This is a genomic window from Kitasatospora sp. NBC_01560 (genome assembly GCF_045208415.1).
Taxonomy (GTDB): Bacteria; Actinomycetota; Actinomycetes; order Streptomycetales; family Streptomycetaceae; genus Kitasatospora.
Genome location: NZ_CP109364.1, coordinates 8,040,632 through 8,053,822, shown reverse-complemented (window position 1 = coordinate 8,053,822; position 13,191 = coordinate 8,040,632). Strand labels below are relative to the sequence as shown.

The following is a 13,191-nucleotide window of genomic DNA, read 5'->3' as shown; positions in this document are numbered from 1 at the left end:
CCATCGCCCGATTGTCGGATCACTCCGCCGCCGCCGGCAGCCCCTGACGCCGCATCACCCCGCCGCCGCGTCCGCAAACCCATCGCCGCGGTGAACTCTCCGCCCCCGAACCACGAACGGACGGCCGCCGACGGGCAATCTGTTCGCTCCCGGCCGGCCCGGCCCCGACGCACCCTCGTGCCGGGTGTAAGCGTCGTGACATACTCCGGGGCATGACGACCTCCACCCCCGCGACGAGGGCCCTGCGGGCCGCGGTGTTCACCGCGCTCGCCGTGCCGTTGTCCGCGCTGGGCCAGGTCGTCATCACCGGTCGCCCGCTCCCGCTGACCCTGGTGGCCGCGGCGACCGTGGTGGTCTTCCTCGTCGCGGCCGCGCTGGCCGGCGGGGAACGCCGGCTGCTGCACATCGCGGCCGTGTTCGTCCCGGTGGAGCTGCTGCTCAACACGACGTTCAACCTGGGCCAGGCCGGCTGTGGCCCGGTCCTCGGGGCCGGCCACATGCCCGCGCGCGGCATGAACCTGCTGGTGTGCGGCGGCGGTTCGGTGGACGGGTCGTTGTTCTCGGGGCAGTTGGGGCACTCCGGGCCGGTCGCGCCGGCGGTGACCCAACTGCTGGTCCTGCTGGTGCACCTGCTGGTCGCACTGGCCGCCGCGGTCTGGCTGCGGCTGGGCGACGCCGCCCTGACAGGTCTGGCCCGGGCGCTGCGCGCGCTGCGCACGTCGCTGGCGGCCCCGCTGCGCGCCGTGCTCCTGCTGCTGGCCCCGGTGCCGGTCCGGCCGGTGCGGCGGGTGCCCCGTCCGGTCTCGGACCGCCCGCGGCCGCGCCGCGAGGGCGTCGTCCTCAGCCCGGCACCCCGGCGCGGTCCGCCGGTTCTCGCGCCTGCCTGCTGACGCCCGGTCCGTCCGGCCGCCCCGTTCCGCGGTGGCCGACGCCCGTCCGCGCAGGTAGCGCGCCCGACTCCCGCGTTCACCGACCGCGCCCCCTCGTCCCCGCGCACGCGCCGGCGCCCCGCGCCGCCACCGCGCCGAGGCGGGCATCCCCGCGCGCACCCGCGCGCCGCCCGACGGAGTTGACCCACCATGGCCCAGCCCAACACCCCCGACCGGTCCGCCCGCCCGACCGGCACCGAGCAGCCCGCCGACGCCAAGCAGCCCGGCCGCAAGCAGGCCGAGCGGATCAGCGCCCGCCAGCGGATCCTGGAGGCGCAGCGCATCGAGCAGGCCGCGGCCAAGCGCCGGCAGCGGATCGTGGTCACCGTCGCGGTGGCCGCCGTCCTCGCCCTGGCGGGCGGTACGACGCTGGCGATCACCGCCGCGGCCGACGACAAGTCCGCCGCCACGGCCGCCGCAGCCGAGCCGACCGCCCTGGTCGTGCCGGCCAACGCCGGCGGCCAGGACAACACGGTGATCACCTACGGCAAGGCCGACGCCGCGCACACCCTCCAGGTGTACGAGGACTTCCGCTGCCCGGTCTGCAAGACCTTCGAGGCGACCAACGGCGACAGCGTCCGGAAGCTGGTGGACGACGGCACGGTCAAGGTCGAGTACCACCTGGCCGCGTTCCTGGACAAGAACCTCGGCGGCAAGGGCTCGCGCACCGCGCTGGCCGCCGCCGGTGCCGCGCTCAACGAGGGCGTGGACAAGTTCAAGCAGTTCCACGACGTGCTCTACGCCAACCAGCCGGACGAGCGCGAGGACGGCTTCGGCGACGTCGACCAACTGCTGGCGCTGGCCGACAAGGTGCCGGGGCTGAAGACGGACGCCTTCGTCAAGGCCGTCCAGGACCGCACCTACGCGCCGTGGGCGGCGAAGGTCGCGGCCGCGTTCAACGACAGCGACGTCACCGGCACGCCGACGGTGAAGCTGGACGGCAAGCCGCTGACGCTGTTCAGCGGCAACCGCGCAGTGACGCCGGAGCAGTTCACCGCACAGGTCAAGCAGGCCGCGGGCTTGCAGTGAGCACCACCGGCCCGGCCGAGACACCGGCCGGGCCGGCCCTTCTCACCCACCGGAGTGCTCTGCCGTGACCGCCCCGACCGCCGTGCCCCGCTCCCGCCCCGTGACCGCCGACGCCGCCCCGCCCGGCGGCACGCCGGTCGGCGCGGGCCGAATGTTCTCGTTGTTCGTCCTCCTCGCCGCGCTGATCGGGCTGGCCGCCTCGGCCGTCCTGACCTTCGACAAGCTGCGCATCCTGGAGGACCCTTCGTACATCCCCAGCTGCAACCTCAATCCGGTGATCAGCTGCGGCTCGGTGATGCGTACCGAGCAGGCGGAGGTCTTCGGCTTCCCGAACCCGCTGATCGGGCTGGCCGCGTTCGGCGCGCTGGCGGCGGTCGGGGCCGGGCTGCTGGCCGGAGCCGCGTACCGCCGCTGGTTCTGGCTCGGCCTCCAGGCGGGCACCGTGCTCGGCGTGGTCTTCGTGCACTGGCTGATCGACCAGGCGCTGTACGACATCGGTGCGCTCTGCCCGTACTGCATGCTGGTCTGGGCCTCGGTGGTGCTGCTGTTCTGGTACACGACGCTGCACAACCTGCGCACCGGGGTGATCCCGGCCGGGCCGCGGCTGCGGGTGGTGGCCCGGGAGGCCGCCCGCTACCACTGGGCGCTGCCGGTGCTGTGGGCCGCGGTGATCGCCCTGCTGGTCCTCAACCGGTTCTGGTACTACTGGAGCACGCTGCTCTGATCGCCGCGGGGCCCCGCCCGGCGGGCCCGCGGCCGCCCTTCGCACGGCCTTCGCGCCACCGGCCGGCGCCCCGTTCCGACGGGCTGTCCGCGGCTCGTCAAGGTGACCGTCCGGTGACCGTGCTGCGCCCGTCCGCGGCCTGTTCCCGGCCTGTACCCGAAGTGTTCGCGAGGCCTGGAGTACACGCTTCCTCCGTTGCTAGAGATGGACCGTTCCCGGTCGGTGCACGGCACTTCGCCCCCTGGGCGCGGTCCGGGCACCGACCGGGCGGCATGTCCGGCGAACCAGGCGAGAGGAGGTGACCAGAATGAAGAAGATCGCCATCCGCAAGGCGGGCTCCGTCCGCCTCACGAGCGCTGCGGCGCTCTACGGCGGTGCCCCCTGTGGGCCGACGTGGCCCCCGATCACGCTCCCCGCGTAGGCGCGAGCGGTTCGGCCCGGTGGTGGGCCCGGGATCCGTCCGGACCCACCACCGTTGGCAGGCACCCCCGTCGGGCTCCGCCCCGCCGCTGCCCCGGCCCCGGATCCGGGCCCGCGCCCGGATCCGCGCCCGGCCACCGAGCCGACCCCGCAGCCAGGCTGTGTCACCGCGGCCCCGGCCATCCGCGTCACCCCGGTCGTCCGTTTTGGAGGAGCGATGCCCGAAAGGCCGGCCGCCACCGAGCCCGGCGTGGGCCAACCGCCGCACACCGAGCGCCCACTGGCCTTCCACACCCTCGTCTTCCAGCCCGACGGCGACGAGGTGACGGTGGGCCGGCTCGACGAGGGCACCTTCGTCGTCCTGCCCGCCGACGGGGCCGCGCTGCTGCGCCGGCTGGTCGACGGCGAGAGCCGGGCCGACGCGGCGCGGTGGTACGCGCAGACCTACGGCGAGCCGGTCGACGTCGACGACTTCGTCTCCGACCTGGACGAGCTGGGCTTCCTCCGGCAGCCCGGCGAGCAGGCGCCCCCGCCACCCGCGCCGGTGCGCTGGCAGCGGCTGGGCCGCGCGGTGTTCTCCCCGGCCGGCGGCGTGCTCTACCTCGTCCTGCTGGCCGGCTGGCTGACCGCGATGGTCCGCTCCCCCGACCTGGTGCCGAGCTACCGGCACCTGTTCTTCACCCCGTACATGTCGGTGCTGGTCGCCGTGATGTTCCTGGCGCAGGCGCCGCTGATCCTGCTGCACGAGGCCGCGCACGCGCTGGCGGGGCGCCGGCTGGGCCTGCCGTCGAGGCTCTCGATCGGGCGGCGGCTCTACTTCGTGGTCTTCCAGACCGCGCTGGACGGCCTGGTCGCGGTGGAGCGCCGCAAGCGCGTGCTGCCGATGATCGCCGGGATGCTCACCGACGTGGGCGTACTCGCCGTACTGACCCTGTTCGCCGCCGCCACCCGCACGGCCGACGGCGAACTCTCCCTGCTCGGCGGGGTCGCCCTGGGGCTCGGCTACTCCACCGTGCTCCGGCTGCTCTGGCAGTGCTTCTTCTTCCTCCGCACCGACGTGTACTACCTCGTCGTGACGGTGCTCGGCTGCGTCGACCTCCAGACCACCGCCAAGCAGCTGCTGGCCGACCGCTGGGCCCGGCTGCTCCGCCGCCCGCCGCCGTACGACCCGGAGGACTGGCACCCGCGTGACCGGGCGGTGGCCCGCTGGTACTCCGTCCTGATGGCCGTCGGCTACAGCGTCGCCCTGGTGACGATGGCCGTCAACCTGCCGCCGATCGTCGCCCGTGCGTACCGGACGGTGCTGGAGCAGCTCTCCGGCGACCCGCTCCACCGCCTGGCCGGGCTCGCCGACAGCGTCCTCTTCCTGCTGATGACGGTCGGCGAACTCGCCCTCGCCACCGTGCTGTTCCTGCGCGAACGGCGGGCCCGGCGCACCGCCGCCGCGCGCTGACCGGCCGAACCGCCGAACCAATTGATCGACCGTCAGTTCACCGATGCTCCCTGGAGGTCCCCGATGTCCACCTCGTCCGCCGGCACCGGGCGGCACCTCCTCGTGACCGGGCCGCTGCGCCGGGACCGGGCCGCCGCGCGCGCCGGGCTCGGCCTCCCGGCACCTTTGCTGCCGGAGCTCTCCGCCCACCGGCGGCTCCGCGGCCCGTACACGGCCGCCGGCACGCTCGTCCGCGCACTGGCGCCGGCCGCGGCCCAGCAGTGGCCGGAGCTGATCGCCGCGCACCAGGTGGAACTGCTCACCGTCGCACCGGAGTTGCGCGATGTCGTCCCAGCCGCGACGGAGACCCTCACCGCGCTGGCCGTACCCCAGGAGCGGACGAGGTTCTACTCCCGCTGGCGCACCCTGCGGATCGCGCACGGGCTCCAGGAGTTCGTCGCCGAGGTGCTCACCCGCAGCGGGACACCCGGCCGCTCGCTGGTGGTCGAGGACGTCGACCACGCGGACGCCACCGACCTGGAGTTCCTCGCCGTCCTGCTGCGCCGCACCGACCCGGCCCTGCTCACCGTCGTGGTCGGCGGGACGGCGGCCCTGCTCGACCCGTGGCCGGCCGATCCGGGCGTCGAGCCCGGCACCCCGCCCGGCGAGGTCCTGCCCGAGGTGCTGGCCCGCCACTGCACGCGGATCGACGCCCCGGCCGACGCCCCGGAGCCCGTGCCTGCTGCCGGACCGGAGGCCGGAGCAGAGACCCGGGGCACCGTGGACTCCCTTGCCCTGGCCGCCCGTTACGTCGAGGGCGACGCCACCGACGACGACCCGGCCGCCCTCGCCGCCTACCTCGCCCTGCCGCTCGCCGACCGGCAGGCGCTGCACGACCGGCGGGCCGACGCCCTGGAGGCCACGGCCGAGCCCTCGCTCGCCCTCGGCGCCCTCCCCCACCACCGCGAGCACGGCAGTGACGTCTACGGCACCGGCCTGCCCGCACTGGCGCGGGCGATGGACGCCTGCATGCTGCTGGGCTTCTACCACGCCACCCTGGACTTCTGCCGCCGCGGCCGGGCCCTTCTCGACCCCGCCCGGCACCCGGAGGCCTGGTGGCACTTCACCGGCAAGATGCCGACCTCGCTCTCCGCCCTCGGCCGGGCCGACGAGGCCGAGGCCGTCTGCGACGAGGCCCGCGCCCGCTCCACCGCCCCGGCCGTCCACCTGCAGTGCGCCTACGCGACGGCGATGCTGTTCACCCGGCACCGCACCCCCGGCCGCCGGGACCACGACCGTGCCTTGGCCTGGATCAACGAGGCCGTCGCGCTGGCCTCGCTGCTCCCCGACCGCCGGCAACGCGCCTTCAACACCGTCTTCCACAACAACGGGCTCGCCCTGATCGAGGCCCATCTCGGCCACCCGGAGCGGGCGTTGGAGCTGGTCACCGCCGGCCTCGCCGAGCTCGACCGGGACCTCGGCGCCGACGAGCACGGGCTGCACCGCTCGGTCCTGCGGCACAACCGGGCGACGGTGCTGGCCGGGCTGGGCCTGCTGGACGAGGCCCTGACGGACCTCCGGTCGGTGATCGCCGCCGACCCGTACTACCCGGAGTACCACTTCGACCTGGGCAACCTGCTGCGGCAGTCCGGCGACGACGAGGCGGCGCTGGCCGCGTACGAGGCGGCGCTGCGGCTCGGCCCGCCGTTCCCCGAGGTCTACTACAACCGGGGTGACGTGCGGAACGCGCTCGGCGACGTCGAGGGCGCCCTCGCCGACTTCGGCCATGTGCTCGTCCTGGACCCGCGCTTCCTCGACGCCCTCGTCAACCGGGCCGGGCTGCTGCTGGACCTCGGCGACACCGTGGGCGCCGAGCGGGACGCCACCGCCGGCCTCGCCCTCGATCCGGAGAACCCGCACCTGCTGGCCGCGCTGGGTGCGGTGCATGCCGAGCACGACCGGCCGGAGGAGGCCCGGGCCGCGTTCGGCCGCGCACTGCTCGCCGACCCGGACCTGCTGCCCGCCCTCTGCGGCCGGGCCACCGCCGCCTACCGCGCGGGCGACGTGGAGGCCGCCCTGGCCGACCTCCGGCACGCGGTCGGCGTCGCGCCGGAGGACCCGGTGGTCCGCTACAACCGCGCCTTCGTCCTGCTGCGCGCGGACCGCTGGGACGCCGCGCTGGCCGATCTCGACATCGCCGCGGCGCTCCTGCCGGAGGACGAGGACATCCTCGCCGCCCGGGCCGAGTGCCTGGCCCGCCGCACCGCCGTGACCGGCTGAGCCCGGACCGGACCGGTGCGGACCGGCCGCGCGGATACCGCCGGCCGGTCCCCACGGCCCGGTCCGGCGGCGGGTCAGCCCATCCAGCGGCTGACGACGGTACGGGTGCGGCTCAGCACGGCGACCGCCAGCCGCGCCACGGCATCCGTGACCGACGCGTCGTCCGCCGCCCCGGCCTCGGCGGCCCGGGGCTCCGTGGCCCGGGCCTCCGCGCTCCCGGGCACCGGCCCGGTCAGCAGGCTCGCACCGGGGGCGGCGGTCATCCGCCGGGCGCGGTCGGCCATCGCGCGGCGGCGCAGCACCCGGAGCGAGCCGGGCGGCAGACCGAAGCACTCCTCGTACGAGCCGACCAGCGCCTCGGAGGGAATGCGCCGGCCCATTTCTATGTCGGAGAACATGCTGTGCGCGCTGTAGCCGAGCTGCTGGGCGAGTGCCCGCATGGAAAGCCCGCGCTCCAGCCGTAACCGTCGCAGCGTCATTCCGAAATCGCGCTCGGACAATTCCGTGGCCGGCTCCGGCGGCAACGGATCCGGGGCGTACGGCCGGGGCTCCCGCGGTCTCGCTGGGAGGTCGCTCGACGGGTTCTGCACCACCATGCAATCACCATGTCCCTGGTAAAGGTCGGTGCCGTGGAAAGCCCGATCCGAGCGCCCGACCGGCCCGGCTCCCGGGCAGGGTGACGCCGCTGACCGGGGGCGATGCACCCGGCGACGAGAGGCGGGCCGCCGCCCGCCCGGCCGGTGCGCAGAAACCCCCCAGAAATCTGGGGGGCGCACCGGCCCTTTTCACACGCCCTCCCCCGGACACCGGATAAATCCACCGCACAGTTGTCCGTTACAGCTCCGTAACAGGAATCAGCATGCCGCCCGCCGCCGCGCGCGTCAATGCCGGATACGACCCCCGCAGGAGTCCCCAGAATTACCGCCCATCACGTTCTCCCCCACCGACCCCGGGAAACTCAGCAGCACACCGGGGCGGCCGCCGGTCAGCCGAAGACCGCCCGGCGGAAGGCGTTGCGCAGGTCGGTGAGCGGCTGGAAGTCACGGTCGTAGTGGACCTTGTTGGTGAGCAGCACCGCCCAGCGGCCGAGCCGGCGGGAGATCCAGATGCCCGTCCCGGTGAAGCCGTAGTGGACGAAGGTGCCCTCGGCCGGGTCGGTGCCGGCGGCGCAGAGCCAGGAGAGGCCACGCGCGGGGGCGAGACCACCGGTCTGTTCGCGCAGCGACTCGGCGATCCAGCCCTCCCCCCAGGCCAGGCCGGCCGGCGGGTCGAGCAGCGCGGTGAGGAACAGGCCGAGGTCGTGGGCGGTGGAGAAGGCGCCGGCGTTGCCGGAGACGCCGCCGAGCAGCCGGGCGGACGGGTCGTGGACGACGCCGCACAGGGCCGCGCCGGCCTCCGCCCCATTCTCGGGGGGCGCGGCCTCGGTGGGGGCGGTACGGGCCGCCCCGGCCGGGCCGAGCGGGCCGTAGCGCGTCGCGGCCATGCCGAGCGGCTGCCAGACCTGGCGTTCGGCGAGCACGTCGAGCGGGGCCCCGGCCAGCTCCTCCACGAGGTGCCCGAGCAGGACGGCGGCCCGGTCGGTGTACTCGACGGCGGTGCCGGGCGGGCGGTGCAGCGGGGCGGCCAGCACCCCGGCCAGGATCGCGGCGCGGCCGCGCCCGTAGAGCTCGGCGAACCGGGTGCGCAGCGGCATACCGGCCGTGTGGGTGAGTAGTTGACGGGCCGTCACCACACCGGTCGGCTGCCCGGCGGCGGCCGGCCAGTAGTCGCCGACCGGGGTGTCGAGCGGGAGCCGGCCGGCCCGGTGGAGTGCTCCGGCGCAGGGCCAGAGGGCGATCACCTTGGTGATGCTGGCCAGGTCGAAGAGGGTGTCCGGGCCCATCGCCGACCGCCCGTACGGGCCTCGGCCGAGCGCGCCCGTGCTGCCACCGCCCCGGTGGCCGCCGGCGTCGCCGACGGCCCAGACCGCGCCGGAGCCGACCGCGGGCAGCCGGGTGGCGATCAGCCGCTCCAACTCCCCGCCGGGAGCGGCCAGGACGGCCGGCGGGGCGGGTGCGGCGGCTGCTCGCGTCGGCTCGTCCATGCCCTGCTCCCGCCCCCGCGGCCGCCGGCCGGCCGGTCCGCCGGGAGCCTACCCAGCGGGCGCCCGGTCAGACGGCGGGCGCGCCGCCGAACTCCTTGCCGAGGCAGATGCTCTGCGGGTGCTCGCGGTAGATGCCGAACTTCCGGATCGGCAGGTAGCCCTCGGAGGTGTAGAGCGCGACGGCCTCGGGCTGCTCGGTGCCGGTCTCCAGGATGAACCTGGTCCGCCCGGCCGCGGCGGCGGTGGCCTCCAGCCGGGCCAGCACGGACCGGGCGAGGCCCCGGCCGCGGGCGGCGGGGACGACGAACATCCGCTTCAGCTCCGCGTCGCCGTCCCGCAGGCCGTCCGGGCCGGCCTGCTTGGCGCGCCAGCCTCCGCAGGCCACCGGCTCGCCGGCCAGGTAGGCGATCAGGAAGAGACCGGCCGGCGGCTCGAAGTCGTCCGGGTGCAGCACGGTGAGGTCGCCGTCGCCGTAGCGGCGGACGTACTCCTGCTGCACCTCGGCCGACAGGTGCTGCGCGTCGGGGTGGCCGTAGCCGGTGACGCGGATCTCGATGCTGTCGCCCTTGCGGTCCTGCAGGACGACCGTCCCCGTGGTGCTCTCCGTGGTGCTCTCCATGACGAAAGAGCCTACGTGCCCCGGTCAGCGGTCCTCGAACCGGGCGACCAGGTCGTCCTTGCCGAACATCCGGGCGGTGTCGAGGGCGGAGGGGGTGCCGGCCTGCGGGTCGGCGCCGCCCTCCAGCAGCACGGTGAGCACGTCCTCGGCGCCCTTGAAGACGGCCCCGGCCAGCGGGGTCTGGCCGCGGTCGTTGGCCCGGTCCGGGTCGGCGCCGCGGGCGAGCAGGGCGGCCACGGTGGCGGCGTGCCCGTGGTAGGCGGCGAGCATCAGCAGGGTGTCACCGCGGTCGTTGCCGAGGTTGGCGGGCGCACCGGCGTCGACGTAGGCGGCGAGGGTGTCGGTGTCACCGGCGCGGGCGGCGTCGAAGAGCTTCCCGGCGAGCGCGATCACCTCGGCGTCGGGGGCGTCGGCCTCGGGGGCGTCGGCGGGCTGCGGGCTGGCGGCGTCGGTCATGGCGGGCCTTTCTGCTGCGGTCGGGAGTCCTGCGGTGGGTCGCGCCCGTCGCACCGTAGCGGCCGGGCCCGGCGCGATCCAGCCGATGCCCGGATTCCGGACGCGACTCGGACGGCTGCACTCCGGGCGGGGCACCGACGGGCACCCGACGGGCTCCGAGGGCGGCGCACCGGGAGGCCCGGCGGCCGCGGCGCTCCCCGTACGACCCGCACAGCGGAAGGTTGCGCAGCCGTTCGGGCGAACTTCCCGCCACCCCCGGAAGGCTTCCACTCCCGCCCCGGGAATGCCTGGCCACCCCGGTAGGAAGCCTCCGACACCCCGCTCCGCGGGCGGTTCGCATACCTCCCCCCGGTCCCCGGAGCAGTATTCGCCGGGAGAACCACCCATTTGCACCGTTCCATCATCTATTACTTTTTGTCACGATTAGGGCACTTTCCGTGACACTGTCCCTGTCCCCCTCCCCGAGGAGCAGAACGTGATCCTCTCGATTTCCGGCATCGTCCTGTTCGGCACCATCGCCTTTCTCTTCTTCCGCCGGGACGGACTAAAGGTCTCCCACGCGATCGTCTGCGCCCTCCTCGGCTTCTACATCGCCGGGTCGTCCATCGCCCCCAGCATCACGGCGGGCGGCGCGAGCCTGGCCAGCCTGCTCGGCGGCCTGAAGTTCTAGGGCCGTCACTCCCCTCCCCACGTACGGGCCCGGGCGCGGATCCCACCGCCCCCGGGCCCCGTCGTACCGCCCGACCCCACCCCCTGAACCCGACCGTCCCACTCGCCCGGGGAGTCAAGGAATGCCGCTCAACCGCCACTTCAGCAGGGGCCGCGACCTGGCCCGCACGGCCGGCGACCACGCCTCCGACATGTTCGCGCCGCTCACCGTGATCGGGCGCGGCATGCGCCACCACGTCGCCTGGACCAAGGGCCGCTGGCAGGCCACCCCCAAGGAGCGGCGCGGCCCGACGGTCTTCCTGGTCGCCGCCATGCTGCTGGGCATCTACCTGCTGCCGCACGGCCTGCTCTTCGCCCTGGTGGCCCTGATGGCCAGCGCCGCCTGGGTCGGCCGCACCCCCAAGGCCCCGTCCGCCCCGCCGGAGCCGGACGTCGCCCACGTCAAGCTGACCGCCCTGTACGCGGCGCTGACCCCGTACCTCGGCGGGCCGGAGGAGCTCAGCCCGCTCTACCACCACGAGGGCAGCTACAAGGACGCCTTCCGCGCCTGGGAGTTCGACGGCGAGGGGCGGCTCGCCCGGCTGGAGCTGGACTACCCCGCGTACTTCACCGACACCGAGCCCGTCGCCCGGGCCCGGATCGAGCAGGTCGTCCAGGGCAAGGCGGGCCGGGCCCGCGAGTACCGCTTCGACTGGGACGAGGAGTCCAACAAGCTGCGGATCGCCGCCCTCGCCCCGCTGCCCACCGACATCGCGGCGCAGCGGTTCGTCGCCGCCCCGGGCGAGGTCGTCCTCGGCTTCACCGACGAGGACGGCAGCGCCCGCACCATCCCGGTCGGCCAGGGCGGGGCGATCACCCAGCAGCCGCCGGTGGTCTGGCGCACCGGTCCGCGCTCGGCCGAGCCGCACCTGCTGGCGCTCGGGGTCACCGGCTACGGCACGTCCAGCCTGGTCCGGTCGATCGCACTCCAGGCGCTGCCCTTCGGCGACCTGGTGGTGATCGACGGCGCCGGCACCGGCGAGCACGCCTGCCTGGTGAACCGGCCCGGCGTGCACACGGTGGAGACCAGCCTGCACGGCGCGCTGGCGGCGCTGGAGTGGGCCGCCCAGGAGACCGAGCGCCGGCTGGCCGCCCTGAACACCGCCCGGCAGGCCGGCACGGCGCCGCCGGAGGACGTCACCCGCCCGCTCTGGCTGCTGCTCGACCACCCGACCGAGCTGAGCGAGCTGGCCCACGCCGAGGGCCGGCCGGACCCGCAGGACCTGCTGGAGCTGCCGCTGCGGCACGGCCGCGCCGCCCGGGTCACCGTGGTGATCGCCGACGACGTCGAGGCCCGCGACCGGATCACCGCGACCGTCCGGTCGACCACCCGGGCCCGGGTGCTGCTCGGCCCGACCGGCCCCGAGGAGGGCCACGCCGCGCTCGGCGCGCCGCTGGACATCGTGCCCGCCGCGCACGCCCCCGCCGGGCGCGGCTACGCCCGGATCGGCAACGGCACGCCGGTGCGCCTCCAGGTGCCCGCCACCGTCGACCCGCTGGACGAGGAGGCTCCCGCGCAGCTGCGCGAGGCGGTGATCGCCCTCCTGCCGCACCGGGACACCCGCACCGAGGCGGCCGCACCGGCCGACGCGCCGCCCCGCCCGGCCGGTCCGCCGGCGGTCCCGGCGGTCCCGGCAGACCGGGCCGACCTCGGCCCCGAGGCCCGTCCCGGCGTCGACCTGGGCAAGGAGCACGCCCCCCTGCGCTTCCGCCCGCTCACCTGACCGGGCGACCACGAACAGGGGCGGCGCACCGCTCCGGAGCTGTTCCCGGTAGGCTCGTCACGGAAAGGCCGACCCATCACCGGATGTGAAATAGGTGACACCTGGGGTGATATCAGCGGCCAGATGTGACAAATCGGGCGCTGGTGGGTACAAACAGGGGCGGCACAACAGACGACGCATGTCCCGGGACGGGAATCTTCGTCGGAAGCCGAGCGTTGACCGAACGACGAAGAACAGCGACCACTAGTCCTGTGGGCCATAAGCCCGGGAGGCACGATTCATGAGCGAGCGAGCTCTCCGCGGCACGCGACTCGGGGCCACTAGCTACGAGACCGACCGTGGTATCGATCTGGCTCCCCGCCAGACCGTCGAGTACGCATGTCAGAACGGACACCGTTTCGAGGTTCCTTTCTCGGTCGAGGCGGAGATCCCCTCGGCCTGGGAATGCCGCTTCTGCGGCCAGGAAGCGGTACTTCTCGACGGTGACGAGCCGGAGGAGAAGAAGACCAAGCCCACGCGCACCCATTGGGACATGCTGATGGAGCGCCGAACGCGCGAGGAGCTGGAGGAGGTGCTGGCCGAGAGGCTGGCCGTGCTCCGCTCCGGAGGGATGAACCTCGCGGTACACCCGCGGGACACCCGCAAGAGCGCCTGAGCCGTTCCCGCCGCCCGGCGGGAACGAGCGGAAAGGGACCCTGGTCACCAGGGTCCCTTTCGCTTTGCCCGGCTCCGGCCGGGCAGGCCGCCGCCTCCTCGCCGGGGCCGTCCGGCGTCCGGGACAGCCCGC

At 74.8% G+C, this 13,191-nt stretch carries 12 protein-coding genes; 8 read left to right on the top strand and 4 right to left on the bottom strand.

All coding sequences use genetic code 11. The features are described from left to right. Positions 1-212 precede the first annotated feature (212 nt). From OH807_RS34880 to OH807_RS34860, 5 genes are all read left to right on the top strand, one after another. A complete protein-coding gene (locus OH807_RS34880; RefSeq protein WP_406207434.1) occupies positions 213-890 on the top strand; it encodes a hypothetical protein in 678 nt (225 codons plus the stop codon). A 189-nt stretch (positions 891-1,079) separates the two neighbouring features. Continuing rightward, the gene (locus tag OH807_RS34875; protein WP_406207431.1) at positions 1,080-1,958 is read left to right on the top strand and encodes a DsbA family protein; all 879 of its coding nucleotides are present in this window, start codon (positions 1,080-1,082) and stop codon (positions 1,956-1,958) included. Positions 1,959-2,022: 64 nt separating this feature from the next. Next, positions 2,023-2,682 carry a vitamin K epoxide reductase family protein gene (locus OH807_RS34870; protein WP_406207429.1) on the top strand — a complete coding sequence of 220 codons (660 nt, stop codon included), beginning with the start codon at positions 2,023-2,025 and terminating at the stop codon, positions 2,680-2,682. A gap of 637 nt (positions 2,683-3,319) precedes the next feature. Then, positions 3,320-4,555 (top strand): hypothetical protein, encoded by a 1,236-nt coding sequence (locus tag OH807_RS34865; protein WP_406207426.1) that lies wholly within the window; start codon positions 3,320-3,322, stop codon positions 4,553-4,555. 63 nt (positions 4,556-4,618) lie between these two features. Next, positions 4,619-6,814, top strand: coding sequence for a tetratricopeptide repeat protein (locus OH807_RS34860; protein WP_406207423.1), 2,196 nt, complete (start codon positions 4,619-4,621; stop codon positions 6,812-6,814). A 74-nt stretch (positions 6,815-6,888) separates the two neighbouring features. Here OH807_RS34860 and OH807_RS34855 read toward each other — a convergent pair whose 3' ends face one another. The 4 genes from OH807_RS34855 to OH807_RS34840 all read right to left on the bottom strand — a co-directional run bounded on the left by OH807_RS34855 (position 6,889) and on the right by OH807_RS34840 (position 9,972). After that, complete coding sequence (locus OH807_RS34855; protein ID WP_406207420.1) at positions 6,889-7,293, bottom strand: helix-turn-helix domain-containing protein; 405 nt, start codon at positions 7,291-7,293, stop codon at positions 6,889-6,891. A 506-nt stretch (positions 7,294-7,799) separates the two neighbouring features. Continuing rightward, on the bottom strand, positions 7,800-8,897 hold the full coding sequence (locus tag OH807_RS34850; RefSeq protein WP_406207418.1) for a serine hydrolase domain-containing protein: 1,098 nt from the start codon (positions 8,895-8,897) through the stop codon (positions 7,800-7,802). 67 nt (positions 8,898-8,964) lie between these two features. Further along, positions 8,965-9,453 (bottom strand): GNAT family N-acetyltransferase, encoded by a 489-nt coding sequence (locus tag OH807_RS34845; RefSeq protein WP_406211349.1) that lies wholly within the window; start codon positions 9,451-9,453, stop codon positions 8,965-8,967. An 87-nt stretch (positions 9,454-9,540) separates the two neighbouring features. Beyond that, positions 9,541-9,972 carry an ankyrin repeat domain-containing protein gene (locus tag OH807_RS34840; protein ID WP_406207415.1) on the bottom strand — a complete coding sequence of 144 codons (432 nt, stop codon included), beginning with the start codon at positions 9,970-9,972 and terminating at the stop codon, positions 9,541-9,543. 475 nt (positions 9,973-10,447) lie between these two features. Between OH807_RS34840 and OH807_RS34835 the strand changes: the two genes are divergently transcribed. From OH807_RS34835 to OH807_RS34825, 3 genes are all read left to right on the top strand, one after another. Further along, complete coding sequence (locus OH807_RS34835) at positions 10,448-10,642, top strand: hypothetical protein (RefSeq protein WP_327674940.1); 195 nt, start codon at positions 10,448-10,450, stop codon at positions 10,640-10,642. 121 nt (positions 10,643-10,763) lie between these two features. Next, entirely contained in the window at positions 10,764-12,404 is a 1,641-nt protein-coding gene (locus OH807_RS34830) for a hypothetical protein (protein WP_406207412.1), read from the top strand. A gap of 280 nt (positions 12,405-12,684) precedes the next feature. After that, entirely contained in the window at positions 12,685-13,059 is a 375-nt protein-coding gene (locus OH807_RS34825; RefSeq protein ID WP_030396357.1) for an RNA polymerase-binding protein RbpA, read from the top strand. The last annotated feature ends 132 nt before the right edge of the window (positions 13,060-13,191 follow it).